The following is a 16,406-nucleotide window of genomic DNA, read 5'->3' as shown; positions in this document are numbered from 1 at the left end:
CGGAACGTCGTCATGTCTTCAAGTCAGAAAGTCCAGGGCGAAGATCGCCTGAGACGTTGGGACTTGAAGACGTGATGACGTTTGACGGGTACTAGAGCAGCTCGCGGTGAATCGTGATCGGGAGCGTAGTCTTGAGCGATTCCGTATAGGCCAGCAGCGCTCGTTGCTGCTTTTGAAAGAGGACGTCTTGGATAGCGCGGTCCTTGGCTGCGGCAGTTTTGGCCGGATCCGATTCCGTCTGCCTGAGCGTGAGGGTCTGTGCCTCGGCAATTTCGGCAGGAGTGAGAGCCACTGCGTCCCGGATGATCATCCGGGCTTTATTGCTGAGCACTTCTTTCGCTTCCATCGCTTCGAACAGCGCCGGCGTCAGATGGTTCGCGGCCAGGAGCCGCTGGTAGACTTCCGGATCGAAGGTGCCGTTCTTTTGGAAGTCCGGGATCTGCATGATGACGTCGCGCAGGTCGTCGTCTGCCACGGTGAGGCCCATGTTCTTCGCCGCGATCAGCCAGGTTCGATTGTCGATCAGCTGCTCGACCACAAACTGCTTGATCGTTTCGTCTTTGAAATCTCCGGGGACTTTGTCTTTGTAGAAGCGGTAGGTATTTTCGTAGGCGCGCCGAAACTCATCGTGGGATACGGTGAGATCGCCGACTGACGCGACGACGGTGCCGGTCTGTTCGCCGAATCCCCACCAGCCCATGGTGATCACGAAGGCGAGGGCGATGATCCCCATGATGGATTTGAGGAGCCAGGGATAGTTATGGGACGCGTCGCGCATCAATTTGATCATGACCACTCCTCAGGAAATTCGTAGAGGCGGATTGTACTCAGGGATCTTGTGCAAAGGCAAGAGACGACCGTTCCGTCATGCGGCGCGTTCAGGATCTGGTTGCGGGCCTGTTCGAACAGGCGTGAAATCGCGCCGTCCTGTCGATTTGCTGAAGAATGGTCTTTGTTTGTGCTGGATAGTTTGATTTGCTATACTTTGTTATTAAATTGTGAGGAGCGCTCTTGGCGGAGGAGGTTAGCGGGGTTCATTCAATCGGTGCCGGGATCTATCCCAAGGCGCAGGTCTTGAACCGCGGTATCGCCAAGTTGATCGATTTGTTCATCGTGGCGGCAGCCGGTCAAGTGATTGTGCCGGTAGGTTTCCTCGCAGGGTTAGCGTATATACTGATTGCTGATGGGTTTGCCGGGGGGCGGAGTATCGGCAAGCGATTGATCGGCCTCCAGACGGTGCTTCCAGGCCGGCATGAGGCCGCAGGATTTCGGGAATCCATCATTCGCAATATGCCCTTTGCGGTCGCGCAGTTAGCCTTCGCCGTCCCCTATGTGGGCTGGATTGTGTCGGTGGCAATTATTGCGTTCGAAGCGATCTTGATTCTTGGGAATGAACAGGGGCGGCGTCTTGGTGACGAGGTGGCCGGTACCCAGGTGTTGGATGTGGGGCGACTGGCGTTGCCCGACTGAGCGTGTCGTCGGAGTCTGAGGGGAAGGGAGAGCAATCGTGGGTTTTGCGAGCGATATCTTCGGATGGTTCTCAAACGATCTGGCCATTGACCTAGGGACGGCATCGACCCTCGTGTATGTCCATGGGAAAGGGATCGTGTTGAACGAACCCTCGGTCGTGGCGGTTGAGAAGAAGACCGAACGAGTGCTCGCGGTCGGCACAGAGGCGAAGCGCATGTTGGGCCGCACTCCGGGCAACATCATCGCCGTGCGACCCATGAAAGAAGGCGTGATCGCGGACTTTGAAATGGCCGAGCAGATGTTGAAGCGGTTCATCCAGAAGGCGCACAACCGCAGCGCATTCGTGCGCCCGCGCATCATTATTGGTGTGCCGTCGCGTATTACGCAGGTGGAACAGCGGGCGGTGCGAGATTCGGCGGAATTGGCCGGCGCCCGTGAAGTGTATTTGATCGAAGAACCGGTGGCTGCCGCGATTGGCGCCGGGCTCCCGATCACCGAGCCTTCCGGCAACATGGTTGTCGATATCGGTGGCGGCACGACCGACATCGCCGTCATTTCGCTCGGCGGCATCGTCTATAGCGAATCCGTCAAGGTGGCGGGCGATCGTATGGACGACGCGATCATGAATTATATTAAGAAGAAGTATAACCTCCTCATCGGTGAACATATGGCGGAACGGATCAAGTTTGAAATCGGATCCGCCTATCCCTTTGAGGAACGCAAGACCATGATGATCAAGGGGCGCGATTTGATTTCCGGCATTCCCCGCACCTTGGTGGTGGATGACGCGGAAATCAGGGAAGCGCTGCAGGAACCGATCGGGACGATCGTGAACGCGATTAAAGTGGCCCTGGAGAACACCCCGCCGGAGTTGGCGGGCGATATTATTGACCGTGGCATCGTGCTGACGGGCGGCGGATCTTTGCTGAAGGGCATGGATACCCGCTTCCGTGAGGAGACGAATCTGCCGATCATCACCGTGGACGATCCCTTGACCTCCGTGGTCTTGGGGGTCGGGAAAATCCTCGATGAGTTGGATCTGCTGGCCAAGGTGTCGGTCATGTCCCAGGCCAATACGTACCGATAAGGTTCCATCCCTAATTTCCTTATGTGGATGGCTAACTCTCGTTCTTCCTCCGGTGCCAGACGGCTGGCGTTCGTCTGCTTCGCACTTTTGCTGGCGGCTCTTTTCCTGTTTCCCGGTCAAATCCAAGGACTCTTGCAGTATCTCGGCGGGCCAGTCGGGCACGTCGCGCGTATTCCGCTCGAAGTGATTGCGTCCATCGACACGGGTATTGCCAATCGCTGGCAACAGTACGTGGTTTTGCAAGGCGTCTGGGAAGAGAACCAGCAACTCCGGAAAGACATTGAGTGGTTGCGCGGACAAAACAGCCAGTTGCGTGAGCTGGCTGCCGCGACAGAACGATTGACAGCCTTGCTGGAGTTCAAGGAACAGGCGCTCCCCACGATGGTTGCAGCTCGAGTCATCGGGCGCGACACCACCAACCGGTATCAAGCCATTATCCTCAATAAGGGCGAAAGCGACGGGATCAAGCCGGATATGGGCGTGATTACGCCTGCCGGTGTCGTCGGGCGCATTGTGAAGACGACCGGGGCGTCCTCGGTGGTGCTCCTGGTGACGGACCCGAACAATGCCATCGCCGGTCTCATCCAGCGGACGAGAGACGAAGGGATTGTGGAAGGCACCCAGCAGGGGCTGGCCCAGCTGAAGTATCTTCCGTTGCTGTCGACGCTTCGAGACGGCGATCGGGTTGTGACGTCGGGCCTCGTCGGTGACTTCCCGCGAGGGCTCGCGATCGGCACGATTACGCATATCGATAAGCAGGAAGGCGCCCTGTTCCAGTCGGCCGAGCTGATGCCGGAAGTCGATGTCGGCCGCGTGGAAGAAGTGTTGGTGATTCAGGCGTCGTACGGACAGTCCACGAAGACTGCGGGAGGAGTGGATTTGCCCGGGAAGCCGTAACCATGAAATTTCTCCTCTATCTGATTCTTGTGCTGCTGCTCGTCCCTGTGCAGGCGACGCTGTTGCCACATCTGAGCGTATGGAACATTAAGCCGGATTTAGGGCTGGTGGCTGCCGCGTTTGTCGGGCTATTTGCCGGTGAAATGGAAGGCCTGCTCGTGGGGCTCGCGATCGGCTGGGTGCTGAGTCTGTTCTCTGCCGGCGAACTTGGGCTCAGTCTCCTGACGAACGGCGGCGTGGGGCTCTTGGCGGGGTTCTTGGGACGGCAGGTGTCGCAAGTGACGTCGATCTCAGTGGGTGTGGGATTGTTGGCGGCGTCCCTGGCGAGCGGACTGCTCGCCGCCGCGAACTTCAAGAGTCTTGATCTCGCGCAGGTCTGGCAGATGGTGGGGGCGATCGTCCTGCCTCAAGCCTGTTTTGACGGGTTGGTCGGAGCAGGGCTCTATTGGCTGCTCTCGCAACGGTTTCAGGTGGCCCGCCTGAGGACCGAATAGCGGTCTCGGCGATGGGCGTGGCGGAATAATATTGCTTGTGAGTCATGGCAACAGCTGGTCTACACGATTCTGAACTCGGTGAGCTCCAACGCAGGCTAATCATTCTGCGCGTGGGGCTGTTGCTCGTCGTGGCCCTCTTGGGGTTGCGACTCTGGCACTTGCAGATTCGTGAGGGGCTCTACTACCGCGATCTCTCCGAGAACAATCGCACCCGCTCGGTCATCATGGAGCCGGCGCGAGGGCTGATCTACGACCGCAACGGGGTGTTGCTGGCAAACAATGTTCCCAGCTTCACGCTCTATGTATCGCTTGAAGACGTCAAGGATCGTAATGTGCTCATCGATCAGTTGACTAATCTGGTGGGGCTGGATCCTGTGTTTGTCAGAAAGAAGATCATGGCGAGGGGCAGCAAGCAATTGCCGCGCAAGGTGAAGGATCGTTTAAGCCTCCGTGAAGCGACGTTAATCGAGTCCCATCGTTTGGACATGCCCGGGGTCATGGTGCAAGTCGAATCCCAGCGGAATTATCCCGGTGGTGTGACGGCGTCGCATCTGTTGGGCTATGTCGGGGAAGTCTCGCCGGAGCAGTTGGAGCGACCGGAATTTTCAGACCTGCATCAGGGCAGCATCGTCGGCCAATATGGCGTGGAGAAGTTCTTCGACCGGTTTGTGCGGGGGCAGGCTGGGCAGAAAAGTATTGAAGTCGACGCGGTGGGCCACGAGAAACGAACGGTCGTCGTGGAACAGCCCCATGCCGGGGATAATTTATATCTGACGATCGACGTGCGGCTGCAAAAGGTGGCAGAAAATCTGTTGGGGGATGAGTCGGGCGCGATCGTCGCGTTGGATCCTAGGACGGGCGACGTGCTGGCCATGGCGAGCCGGCCAGGTTTTGATCCGAACATCCTTTCGCGGGAACTCACCCCGAAACAATGGGCCGAGATCGTGCAAAACGAGGGACGCCCGTTGAACAATCGCGCCTCGCAAGGCCAGTACCCGCCCGGTTCGGTCTTCAAAGTGATGATGGCCGCTGCCGCGCTGGAGACCAATACGGTGACGCCTGCGACGACCATCCACTGCAATGGAGGCTATCAATTCGGTCGCCGCCTGTATCATGACTGGAAGGCCGGCGGGCATGGGTCGGTGGATCTCCGGCGCGCGCTGGTGCAATCCTGTGACGTATATTTCTATACGGTCGGGCAGCGGATGGGCATCGAGACGATGGCCTCCTTCGCCCATCAGTTCGGGTTGGGGGAGGAGACGGAGATCGAGCTGCCGTCTGAACGGATCGGGATTGTGCCTTCCGCAGCCTGGAAACTGAAGGCCAAGAATGAACCATGGCTGCCAGGTGAAACGATTTCGGCTTCGATCGGACAGGGTTATGTGAATGTGACTCCGCTGCAGATGGCGAGTCTGATCGGCACAGTAGCCAACGACGGCGTAACCTTCCGCCCGCGATTGGTCCAGGCGGTGATGGACCGAGCGACCGGAGAGCTGCAGGAAAGGCCGACGGTTCCGAAGCGCACATTGAAGCTGAGACCCGAGATCTTGCCGTTGATTAAAGAGGCGCTGGCCGGGGTGGTGAAAGAGGGGACTGCCACGCGGGCGAAGTCGGCGTTGATCACGATTGCCGGGAAGACCGGTACGGCTCAGACGACGGCCTTAGGGAAAGACAAAAAGGCCGAGAAGGATATTCCGAAGAAGTTTCGTGACCATGCCTGGTTTGTGGCTTTCGCTCCGGTCGATGCGCCGACCATTGCCGTCGCGGTGCTGGGGGAACATATGGGGCACGGAGGGTCCGCCGCGGCGCCTCTCGCGAAGGAGCTGATCGAGACCTATGTGAAGCTGATGCCGCCTCTTTCTGCCAGCGCTACGAATGGCATCGTTGCGCGGGACGGTGATGTTGGAGGACAGGGCACACGATGATCGACCGGGTAATCAATAGCCGCGGCTTTGACAGTTTCGATCTCCGTTTTATCGGACTGATCGTGGCCATCCTGGGGGTCGGCGTGCTGTCGATTTATAGCGTGACGCATGACCAGGATGCGGCGTTCCCATTTTATGCCAAACAGGTTGTCTGGATTCTGCTCGGCGCGGTCGCGTTTCTGGTCATGTGGCTCTCGGACTATCATCGAATCGCCCGGTTAGCGTATCCTGCCTATGTTATTATTCTGGTCCTCTTGGCGGTCGTGCTGTTTGAAGGCAAGAGCAGCCGGGGGGCGCAACGGTGGATTCCAATGGGACCCTTTGCGTTCCAGCCATCGGAGTTTGCCAAGCTGGTCCTCATTCTGACCTTGGCGCATTACTATTCAAAGGCGCCAAGGGTCGGATGGCTCCAGCGAGTGGTGTTGCCTGGGGTATTGGTCTTTCCCGGGCTACTCCTGATCCTGAAGCAGCCGGATCTCGGGAGCGGGCTGAGCTTCTTGGCGGTCTATGCGGCGATGTTGCTGATGGTGGGGATGCGGTCGAAAGCCCTGGGCGTGATCCTCTTGTTTTCGCTGATGCTGTTCCCCTTCGCCTGGGAGGCGATGTGGGGGTCATTGCATGATTATCAGCGGCAGCGCATTATGGCCTTTGTTGACCCGACGTATGACACGGGGGGTAAGGGATACCATGCGCTTCAATCCAGGATTGCCATCGGCGCGGGAGAACTGACGGGGAAGGGACTCTACGGAGGGACCCAGAGCCAATTGAAATTTTTGCCCGAAGGGCACACAGATTTTGTCTTTTCGGTCTTTGCTGAAGAGTGGGGATTTTTGGGAGTGTTGGCGCTGTTGTTGTTGTTTGTGGCCTTGATCTGGCTGTCGCTGGAAATTGTGGCGCGCGCGAAGGACCGGCTTGGGGCGCTGCTGGCGGTTGGCATTACTTGCATGTTGAGCTTTTGCATCGTGGTCAATATCGGCATGACGGCGGGCATGTTTCCCATCGTAGGGATCCCCCTTCCGCTCATGAGTTACGGAGGGAGCGCGACGGTGATGACGCTGGCGTCGCTCGGTCTGCTCTTGAATGTCAAACGCCGGCGATTGAGTTTTCTTTAGTGAACAGGTGATTGCGCGGTCTCGAATGAATCGGGATCGAGGCACAGGGGTCGATGTATGGTGGAAACCGTCGGTCGACGAGGTGTTGAGTGGAGGCCGGAACCTGGGGATCCCCGCGTTCGTCCTCCCCATCGGTTCGACGGTTCTCCTGAACGGAAGGAGTCGGTATGGGAGTAGAAATTGCCATTACAGTCGCACGCGAGGAAACTCGCGTCGCGGTCTTGGACGGCGGAGTCGTCACGGATCTCTTCGGAGATCGGGCGAAGCACAAAGACTTCGTCGGGAATATTTATAAGGGAAAAGTGGCGAAGGTGCTGCCGGGCATGCAGGCGGCCTTTGTGGATATCGGCCTCGAAAAGGCGGCCTTCATGCACGTCTCGGATTTGTCGCTGGACGCCGAACCGGGCGACACCCTCGTCGATGTAGATGAGGATGACAAGGATGCCGATAAAGACGGGGACATGGTGGGTCCCAGGCGCCAAAGCTCCAAGCCGATCGAGCAGTTGCTGACCGAAGGGCAGGAGCTGATGGTCCAGATTTCCAAGGGGCCGATCGGGACGAAGGGCTCGCGGGTCACGACCTATGTGTCGCTCCCGGGCCGGTATCTCGTGTTCATGCCCAACGTGGAGCACATCGGCGTGTCCCGCCGCATCGCCCGTGACGAGGAGCGCGCCAGGCTCAAGGACATTATGAAGCGGGTGCGGCATCCAGGCTGCGGCTACATTGTCCGCACGGTGAGCGAAGGGGTCAAAGAAGACGAGCTGCGATCCGACGTCGATTTTCTGCATGTGCTCTGGCAGGACATCCTGGCGAAGCGCGAGCAGAAGGGGGCGCCAGCCTTGCTCCATGCCGATTTGAGCCTGAGTTTCCGCGTCGTGCGCGATCTCTTCGGGAAGAAAGTCGATCGGTTATGGATTGACTCGCGCGAGGAGTATCAGGCGGTCAGGGATTTCGTGCAGCGATTTTCTCCTGAGCAGACCTCCCGCATCCATTTCTACGACAAGGACGAAAGTCTCTTCGATCATCTGGGCGTCGAGCAGGAGATGGCGCGGGCCCTCAGCCGCAAGGTCTGGCTCAAGTCCGGCGGGCATCTTGTGATCGACCATACCGAAGCGATGACCGTCATCGACGTCAACACCGGACGGTTCGTCGGGAAGCGCGATCAGGAGGAGACCATTCTCCGGAACAATCTGGAGGCCGCGAAAGAGGTGGCCTATCAGATGAAGCTGCGCGGGATCGGCGGGATCATCATCGTTGACTTCATCGATATGGAGCGGGAGAAGAATCGCGATAAGGTGTACCACGCATTGCTCGATGCCATGTCGACCGACAAGGCCCGCACCAGAGTGTCCAGGATTTCCGATCTGGGGCTGATCGAGATTTCCCGTGAGCGGGTGCGCGAGGATCTTCTGCGTTCGCTTTCCGAACCCTGTCACTATTGCGAAGGGCGAGGCTATACAAAGTCGCCCACCACGGTGGTCTATGAAATCTTCCGCGATGTTCGTCGGATCGGCAGCAGCCCCGAGCCGCAGAAGATCGTCGTCGGTGCCCATCCCTCGGTTGTCGGGTTGCTGCAAGATGAAGAGCGGCAGGGGCTTGAGGCGGTGGAACGGGAATGTTCCGCAAAGATCATTGTGATGCCGGACGAGCATTTGCACTTGGAACAATACGATTTGGCGGTGCTGTAGGGTCGTAGTTTCCGTGCGGCGAGATCTATGGATAGCCAATCTGTAGATGGTACTCCCTCCGTTGAGGTCGTAGGGCCTTCGGGCCGTCGTATGACCTTGGCGCAGCTAGAGCCCTGGCTCCGCCTGCGAGCGATCGATGGAGTGGGGGATCTGACGGCTTTGCAGTTGGTTCGCCATTGGCACTCTCCCGACGCAGTCCTGCAAGCCTCCCGTGATGACTTGATCCAGCATGGATGCAGTCCGCAATTGGCGGACGCGATCAAGCGCGGGCCCGATAGTCCGGCCTGCCGGAACATTGAGCGGGAACTCAAAGCCATCGAGCGTAAGCACATTGAGGTTTTGAGCTTTTTTGATCCTGCCTATCCTGCGCGACTGAAGATGATTGCGGACCCTCCTCCACTCTTGTACATCACCGGCACATTGACGGAGCAGGATGAGTTGGCTGTGGCGATCGTGGGGGCCAGGCGTGCGACGGCTGCCGGGCGTGTCCTGACCGAAGAGCTCAGCCATGATCTGGCGGCAGCAGGTATGACGGTGGTGAGCGGGCTCGCGCGAGGAGTTGACGCGGCGGCCCATCGAGGCGCGCTTGCCGCGCAGGGACGCACCATTGCGGTGTTGGGCTGCGGGATCGACCGGACCTATCCGCCGGAACATGACCGATTACGCAGGCAGATCGAAGAGCGAGGAGCGGTCCTCTCCGAGGTGCCGATGGGCGCGCCGCCCCACAGTCATCACTTTCCCCGGCGGAATCGTATCATCAGCGGCTTGTCCCTGGGCGTGGTCGTGACAGAAGCCGCTATCAACAGCGGCTCGTTGATTACCGCGAAGCTGGCAGCAGAGCAGGGACGAGAGGTCTTTGCCGTTCCTGGCTTTGTGAAGGAAGACACCAGCCGCGGCACGAACGCCCTGCTCAAAGACGGAGCGGCTTTGATCGAGCGAGCGGAGGATGTGATCGAGGCGGTCTTGCCGCAATTGGATCCGGTGCTCCGTCTGCGGCTGCAACCCTCTCGCGCGAAGAGCGAGCGAGGCGATCAGTTGGGCAAAGAGGAACAGCTGGTGTATGATGCCATGCCGTATGAACCTCTCACCGTGGACGAGGTGATTGTCGCCACAGGCCTGTCAGTATCTGCAGTGATGGCCTCGCTCCTGTCTTTGGAGCTTCGACAGCGAGTGAGACAGCTGCCGGGGCAACGTTATCTTCGAGCGTAATCGCTGAACAGTTGCACGGATGTGTATTATTTGATACGGATGTGAGGGATAGCCTCACAGCGAACCGGAGTTTTCATGGCCAAGGCATTGATCATTGTTGAGTCTCCGACGAAAGCACGCACCATCGGCAAGTATTTGGGGCGTGGGTATACCGTTATGGCGTCGGTCGGGCATATTAAGGATCTGCCCACCAGCAAGCTGGGCGTCGACGTGGAGCATGATTTCGAACCGCAATATGTGACGATCAAGGGCAAAGCGAAAATCCTGTCGGAGATTAAGGCCAAGGCGGAAGCCTGCGACAAAGTGTTCCTCGCGCCGGACCCCGACCGGGAAGGCGAAGCCATCGCCTGGCATCTCGAACAGGAATTGCTCGGGAAACCCAAATCCAAGTCCAAGAAAAAGACCGAGAGCAACAAGATCTTCCGTGTGCGCTTCAATGAAATCACGGAAGCGGCCATTAAGCGCGCGCTGCAGTCGCCGGGGCAGGTCGATATGAAGCTGGTGAATGCGCAGCAGGCCCGCCGGGTGCTCGACCGGATTGTCGGATACCAGGGCAGTCAATTGCTCTGGACTAAGGTGCGCCGTGGCCTCAGCATGGGCCGGGTCCAGTCCGTGGCGATGCGATTGATTTGCGAGCGTGAGCAGGAACGGGAAGCCTTTTGCGCCGAAGAGTACTGGTCCATCGCGGTGACGCTGTCCGGGACCAATCCTCCTCCGTTCGAAGCTAAGCTGCACAGTATCAATGGAGAGGACGCCTCGATTGCGACGGAGACCGAGGCGCAGCGCATCGTCGATGCCATTCAGGGGAAAGAGTTTGTTGTCGACTCGATTGAACGGAAAGAAAAGAAGCGGAACCCCGTCGCGCCGTTCATTACCAGCCGGCTTCAACAGGAAGCGTCGCGCAAGCTGCATTTCTCCTCGAAGAAGACGATGACGCTGGCGCAGAAGCTGTACGAAGGCATCGAGATCGGGGCGGAGGGCCAGACCGGTCTCATTACCTATATGAGAACCGACTCGCCGCGCATTTCGAACGAAGCGATGGAGGAAGCGCGTCAGGTGATCCAGGCGCGATTCGGTGCAGAATATCTACCCGCCACCCCGAACGTGTACAAGACGCAAAAGGCGGCGCAAGAGGCCCACGAAGCGATTCGTCCCACATCAGCATCTCGCGACCCTGAGTCGATCCAGCAGTACTTAGAGCCGGATGTCTATAAGCTGTATCAGCTGATCTGGAACCGGTTTATTGCCTCGCAGATGGTGCCTGCTATTTTTGATGTGACGCGCGTGGCGTCGAGCCCCGTCAAGACAACCGGAAAATATCTGTTTCGCTCGACCGGCACCGTGGTGAAGTTTCCCGGCCATACGATCGTCTATATGGAGGGGAGCGATAAGGAGTTGTTCGCCCAGAAGCAAAAGGGTGAACAGGAAGTCGAAGACGAGGCCGAGCGCCAGTTGCCCTTGCTCAATGAGGGCGAGAAGCTGCAGCTCGTCTCTCTGGAGGGCCAGACGGTTCCCGGCGTGCTCTCGAAGCAACACTTCACCCAGCCTCCGCCCCGGTACAACGAAGCCTTGCTGATCAAGGAATTGGAAGAAAAAGGCATCGGCCGGCCGTCTACCTATGCGAGCATCATTTCGACGATTCAGGATCGCAAATATGCCGAGAAGGTGGATGGGCGGTTCGGTCCCACTGAAACAGGGCGGACCGTGAATGATTTCTTGATGAAGGGATTCCCGGACCTGATCAACGTCGACTTCACCTCGCACATGGAGGAGGAGTTGGACGCGGTCGAAGAGGGCAGCAAGCCGTGGGTAACGGCAGTGCGCGAATTTTACGGGCCTTTCACGGTGGATTTGGAGAAGGCGAAGACGATTCCTGGGCCCAAGGACATCGTGGAGCCGCCGACGGATATCCCCTGCGAGAAGTGCGGCAAGATGATGGAGATTAAATGGGGCCGCAATGGCAAGTTCCTCGCCTGTCCGGCCTACAAGGACAAGCCACCCTGTAAGAATACGCAGAACTTCGAGAAGCTCGAGGACGGCACCATTAAGATTGTCCCGAAGATCGAGCTGACGACGGACGAGAAGTGCGAGAAATGCAGCAGCCCGATGGTGGTGAAGACCGGGCGGTTCGGGAAGTTCATTGCCTGCTCCGCCTATCCTGAGTGCAAAACCACCAAAGCGCTTGCGTTGGGCGTCAAATGCCCCCAGCCAGACTGTGGGGGCGATCTCGTTCAGAAGCGAACCAAGAAAGGAGCTCGGGCCTTTTTTGCCTGTAGCAAGTATCCGGCCTGCGAATATGCCATGTGGGATCGTCCGATCAACAAGGCCTGCCCGACCTGCAGCGCCCCGTTCCTCATCGAGAAAGTCAGTAAGCAGGTTGGCCGCAGCGTCCAGTGCCGCAACGAGGAATGCGGTTACAAGGAAGCCAGTTAATTCATTCCCCCGCCACAGTTCTATAGCATATTGAATTCAGACAATCGGGAGAATCTGCCTGCTTGACAGGGGGTGTCTGTTGTTTTACTATTGATAATAGTTATCAGTATCGACATGGAGGCTGGCAGGCTATGTACATTTGTCTTTGCCGTGGCATCACCGAAAGTGCAATAAAGCGGTTAGGTGAGGAGGGTGTTGTGTGTCCTCATGCTCTGGCCTGCGAGTTGGGTCTGAACGAGCCGGACTGCTGTGGGCGTTGCCTTAAAAAAATTGAGGCCTTGACGGCCATTGCGCAACAACATGCCCGCTCACCCGCTGGGTGATCGGGCGACGGAAGCGTAGTGAGACGGTTATGCGGTGTGTTAGCATGATGCTGGGCGTTTCGGTCACCCTATTGCGTTGCTTAAAATGGGATGAGTGAGAAATGAGAGGGAGATTTTATGAAAGCTAAAGAAGGTGTCGTCAACATTCTGAACAAGGTCTTGACGGCTGATTTGACCGCCATAAACCAGTACTTCGTCCATGCCAAGATGTGCGAGAACTGGGGCTATGAACGGCTCCAACATAAAGTGCGGGCGCGTAGCATCGATGAGATGAAGGATGCCGATGAACTCATCGGTCACATTCTCTATCTGGAGGGCGTGCCGAACGTGCAACGCATGAACGCAGTGCAGGTGGGAGAAACAGTTCCTGAGCAGCTGAATCTCGATCTCAAGGCAGAGCAGGAAATGCTCACGCTGCTCAGTGAAGGGGTTGTGCATTGCACCAAGGTGGCTGACTTCACCACACGGCATATGTTCGAAGAGATGGCGACAGATGTCGATGCGCACATCGATTGGATTGAAACGCAGATGGAAACGATCAAGCAGGTCGGTCTGGAGAACTATCTTTCTGAGCAAATCAAGAAAGAGAGCTAACCACGATCATGAAATCTAAAGAAGGAGTCCTAGAGTATTTGAATCAGGTCTTGAAGTCGGAACTGACGGCGGTGCATCAGTACCTGCTCCATGCGGCCTTGTGCAAGAATTGGGGCTATGGACGGCTGCATGAGCAATTGAGCCATCTCGCCAATGAGGAAGTGGGCCATTCTTCCGGCCTGATCGGTCACATTCTGTATCTGGACGGGACCCCGGAGGTCGGGCACCTCGATCGGGTGGGGGTGGGGCGCACGGTACAGGACCTGTTCACGGCAGATTTGAGATTTGAGCGTGAGGATGTGGAGCTGCTCCGCAAGGCCATCGCCCACTGCGCCAAGGTTGAAGATTTTACGACTCGCCATATGCTTGAGGTTATGATCGAAGATTCCGAAGAGCATGTCGACTGGTTTGAGACGCAGCTCAGGACGATCGAGCAGGTTGGTCTCGACCGGTATCTCGCCGAGCAGATCAAGAAGTAAGCGACCCTTCCATACTACTCTCCATCATCTGTCATTTCCCAATTCCCTTTTTGAAAGAGAGGGCGGGGGCCTCAGGAGGAAGAGAGGCCCCCGCCCGCGAAGCGGGAGGGCACTCCCGCTTCGTGGCCGGTGTTAGTCAGGCACCGGCATAATGTTTCGTCTGACATTCTCTCTCGCCCCTGGATGCTGCGCCTCCGGCATGCCGCTGAAAGACCTCACGAGTATCTGCACCAATTCAGGGTCAAATTGGCTGCCGGCCGAGACTTGAATAATCCGTAACGCAATGGCTTGGCGCCGTGAGCGGCAACAGACGCCTGGCACCTGAATGGCGTCGAAAGCGTCGGCGATGGCTAGAATCCTGGCTCCCAGAGGAATGAAGGCGCCTCTGATTCCGTAGGGGTAGCCCGATCCGTCCCAGCGCTCGTGGTGATGGGCGATGAGGATCGAGGCTTCCCTCAAGAACAAAAACGGTTCGAGCAGCGTCGCGCCAAGGCGGGAATGGTTCTGAATGGCGACGTAATCCTCGGAATCGAGGGAGTCGTTGTTCTCCACGAGGTCAGTCGGGAGCATCAAGAGCCCGATATCGTGGAGTAACGCGGCGAGTGTCAGGTTGTGCAACTCGCCGGGAGCCAGTCCCACCGCTTGTCCGATCAGCCCTGAGATTACAGCCGTGCGGCGTCCGTGGCCTGCCTGGGAGGGGAGTGCGCGATCCAACTCCTTGCTCACTTGCCGCACGAGGATACTTTCGACGTCACGGCGTGATGCCAACGGGAGTCGGAGTCGGTCGATCTTCCGGAGCATGGCCTGCATCGTGACGATCCCGGGGTGGATATGTTCAGCGACGCGCTGTTTCATCGTTATTCCTCCAAGAGAAACAAAAAGCCCGAGACCACTCTTGTGATCTCGGGCTCTGGGTGAAAACCTCTGGCCGCAGTTTGTATCGAACGTCGGGGCGCGTTAGGTCATTCTTCTTTCCCGTGTCCGTGCTTGCCTGCCATCAACGGCTGTTTCAAGACCCACATCTCGTAGAGGGGGACGACCATCATGATGAAGAAGCCCACGGTCATGAGGGTGTCGCCCGTTAGCATCGTGATTACGAATACCGGCGAGATATAGCTGATGAGCCAGGGGGACAAGAGGTCCAGCGTCACGCCGCCGAAGGAGATCCAGGTCGTGACGATTTTCAGTCTGCTGCTGGCGTTGGTGAGATAGAGCACATGGACTAGGATCATGAACACGACCGGCATCGTAAAAAGGTGGAAGTGGGTGATTTCCGCCAGCTCTCTGAACGACATCGGTTCGCCGAAGGTGACGTCGGAGCCTCGATAGTGATTGGCGATCCCTTCCGGCGACAGACCTGTCATGCTGTGGGCCCAGAAGAAGGAAAAGGTAAAGCCAACCAGCATCAAGAAGAGAAAGAAGGTATAGACCAGACGGATATGCCGGTCTGAGTCGCGGAGGCGGAAACGGGTGTTGAAGTTGCGCATGGTTGAGAAGGTCGTCCGTCCCTGTTAGTTTCCGAAGATGGACCCGAGTATCCCCTTCTCGGATTTCTTGGCAGCGACAGTATCGCTGCCCAGCCCCGCCGGTTTCAAATAGAATTCGTCGACGAGGACGAGGACACGTTTGACGCCGGCGCTGATCGACCGGACCGACATCGTAGCGCCGCTGATGTTGATAATGTCTTTGTTGATGCGGACCGGATCGAGGACCGTTTTCCCCTCGTACTGGACGTTGAATCGCTTGGTTCTCACCTCGCTGCCGCGCGCTTCGCGAAAGACGAGCAATTCGACGTTCGAAACACGGCCGCGCGCGTCCACCCCGACCATATAGGTCATCGGTTTGTGTTTGCCGATGGTATTCTGCACAAGGGCATAGCCATCGATCTGTGAGCCGGTTTCGCCGATGTAGACCTCAAAGGCCTCCTCCGGGAATTTCCAGCCGATCCGCTCCTCGATCACCGTTTTCTTCTCCGCAGAAACTTTCAGGAGCTCTTTTTTGATGCGCTCGGACTTTGGGAACATCAGCTTGACCGCCTCTTCTTCACTCATGAAGACTTCGGCCATCGACATTTCTTGTTCTGTCAAGTACCGTTTGAGCTCGCTGTCCCACACTCGTTCAGCCAGGGCTATGGCCGGGGAGATGAGGAAGGCAAGCGCCAGTGAGAGTGCGAACCATCGAGTGATCATGGGTGGATACAGCCCTTCTCTTTCAATCTTCCGTTGAGCCGCGCGACGACTTCGTTCGTCGCATCCTCCGATGGCTCTGCGGGCCACCATTTGGTGGCTTGCGAGGTGACGCCGCCGCGTGAATGCCAGCGCTGCCTGGTTTCCAATACACTGACAGAGGCCACGTCGTTCATGCGTTTGACGGAGACCGTCATGCGGGCCCGCTCTTTGTTGCCGAAGCCTTCCCGTCCAAAGATGCCGAATGAATTTTCTGAAGTTGGGACAACGTCCAGCCAGTTGGTCTCGATTAGCCCCTTCTCTTTATCGTAGGTCGCGACGGATTGACCCTTCATGGTCTCCAGCGCGGCATCCCAGACGATGTCGTAGGAACAGACGAAATATTGCTCATGGCTTCCGCTGAGCGACGCGCACCCGACAGAGAGGAGCGCGACGGCTACCAGAGTGATTCGACGTGTAGACATTGTGTACGCTGCTCTTTCTTGTTCATGGCGATCCCTCCCTTCTGA

The 16,406-nt window shown here is 57.6% G+C and carries 16 protein-coding genes; 11 read left to right on the top strand and 5 right to left on the bottom strand.

Going from position 1 to position 16,406, the window contains the following annotated elements; all coding sequences use genetic code 11:
- Positions 1-91 precede the first annotated feature (91 nt).
- Complete coding sequence (locus NT179_05300; GenBank protein MCX5721432.1) at positions 92-790, bottom strand: SurA N-terminal domain-containing protein; 699 nt, start codon at positions 788-790, stop codon at positions 92-94.
- A gap of 221 nt (positions 791-1,011) precedes the next feature.
- Between NT179_05300 and NT179_05295 the strand changes: the two genes are divergently transcribed.
- The 11 genes from NT179_05295 to bfr (NT179_05245) all read left to right on the top strand — a co-directional run bounded on the left by NT179_05295 (position 1,012) and on the right by bfr (NT179_05245) (position 13,711).
- Positions 1,012-1,470: an RDD family protein gene (locus NT179_05295; GenBank protein MCX5721431.1), complete on the top strand. Its 459-nt coding sequence runs from the start codon at positions 1,012-1,014 to the stop codon at positions 1,468-1,470.
- Positions 1,471-1,525: 55 nt separating this feature from the next.
- Positions 1,526-2,557 carry a rod shape-determining protein gene (locus NT179_05290; GenBank protein MCX5721430.1) on the top strand — a complete coding sequence of 344 codons (1,032 nt, stop codon included), beginning with the start codon at positions 1,526-1,528 and terminating at the stop codon, positions 2,555-2,557.
- Between the two features lie 27 nt (positions 2,558-2,584).
- Complete coding sequence (gene mreC, locus NT179_05285; protein MCX5721429.1) at positions 2,585-3,454, top strand: rod shape-determining protein MreC; 870 nt, start codon at positions 2,585-2,587, stop codon at positions 3,452-3,454.
- 2 nt (positions 3,455-3,456) lie between these two features.
- Positions 3,457-3,948 (top strand): hypothetical protein, encoded by a 492-nt coding sequence (locus NT179_05280; protein MCX5721428.1) that lies wholly within the window; start codon positions 3,457-3,459, stop codon positions 3,946-3,948.
- A gap of 44 nt (positions 3,949-3,992) precedes the next feature.
- Positions 3,993-5,873, top strand: a complete 1,881-nt coding sequence (gene mrdA, locus NT179_05275; GenBank protein MCX5721427.1) for a penicillin-binding protein 2 — start codon at positions 3,993-3,995, stop codon at positions 5,871-5,873.
- Positions 5,870-6,985, top strand: coding sequence for a rod shape-determining protein RodA (gene rodA, locus NT179_05270; GenBank protein ID MCX5721426.1), 1,116 nt, complete (start codon positions 5,870-5,872; stop codon positions 6,983-6,985). The genes mrdA and rodA overlap by 4 nt, the downstream gene beginning before the upstream one ends.
- 167 nt (positions 6,986-7,152) lie before the next feature.
- Positions 7,153-8,673, top strand: coding sequence for an Rne/Rng family ribonuclease (locus NT179_05265; protein ID MCX5721425.1), 1,521 nt, complete (start codon positions 7,153-7,155; stop codon positions 8,671-8,673).
- A 27-nt stretch (positions 8,674-8,700) separates the two neighbouring features.
- On the top strand, positions 8,701-9,882 hold the full coding sequence (dprA, locus tag NT179_05260; protein ID MCX5721424.1) for a DNA-processing protein DprA: 1,182 nt from the start codon (positions 8,701-8,703) through the stop codon (positions 9,880-9,882).
- A 75-nt stretch (positions 9,883-9,957) separates the two neighbouring features.
- Positions 9,958-12,315 (top strand): type I DNA topoisomerase, encoded by a 2,358-nt coding sequence (gene topA, locus NT179_05255; GenBank protein MCX5721423.1) that lies wholly within the window; start codon positions 9,958-9,960, stop codon positions 12,313-12,315.
- Positions 12,316-12,755: 440 nt separating this feature from the next.
- Positions 12,756-13,232, top strand: coding sequence for a bacterioferritin (gene bfr / locus NT179_05250; GenBank protein MCX5721422.1), 477 nt, complete (start codon positions 12,756-12,758; stop codon positions 13,230-13,232).
- 8 nt (positions 13,233-13,240) lie between these two features.
- Positions 13,241-13,711, top strand: coding sequence for a bacterioferritin (bfr, locus tag NT179_05245; protein ID MCX5721421.1), 471 nt, complete (start codon positions 13,241-13,243; stop codon positions 13,709-13,711).
- A 132-nt stretch (positions 13,712-13,843) separates the two neighbouring features.
- Here the strand turns inward: bfr (NT179_05245) and NT179_05240 are convergent, their stop codons facing one another.
- The 4 genes from NT179_05240 to NT179_05225 form a co-directional block, all read right to left on the bottom strand.
- Positions 13,844-14,566, bottom strand: coding sequence for an HD domain-containing protein (locus NT179_05240; protein MCX5721420.1), 723 nt, complete (start codon positions 14,564-14,566; stop codon positions 13,844-13,846).
- A gap of 107 nt (positions 14,567-14,673) precedes the next feature.
- A complete protein-coding gene (locus NT179_05235) occupies positions 14,674-15,198 on the bottom strand; it encodes a hypothetical protein (GenBank protein MCX5721419.1) in 525 nt (174 codons plus the stop codon).
- A gap of 24 nt (positions 15,199-15,222) precedes the next feature.
- Positions 15,223-15,900, bottom strand: a complete 678-nt coding sequence (locus tag NT179_05230; GenBank protein ID MCX5721418.1) for an FMN-binding protein — start codon at positions 15,898-15,900, stop codon at positions 15,223-15,225.
- A complete protein-coding gene (locus tag NT179_05225) occupies positions 15,897-16,361 on the bottom strand; it encodes a hypothetical protein (GenBank protein MCX5721417.1) in 465 nt (154 codons plus the stop codon). The genes NT179_05230 and NT179_05225 overlap by 4 nt, the downstream gene beginning before the upstream one ends.
- Between the last annotated feature and the right edge of the window lie 45 nt (positions 16,362-16,406).

The sequence above is a fragment of the Nitrospirota bacterium genome (assembly GCA_026387665.1).
In the GTDB taxonomy this organism is placed as follows: Bacteria; Nitrospirota; Nitrospiria; order Nitrospirales; family Nitrospiraceae; genus Palsa-1315.
This window is presented reverse-complemented; position numbering and strand designations above follow the sequence as displayed.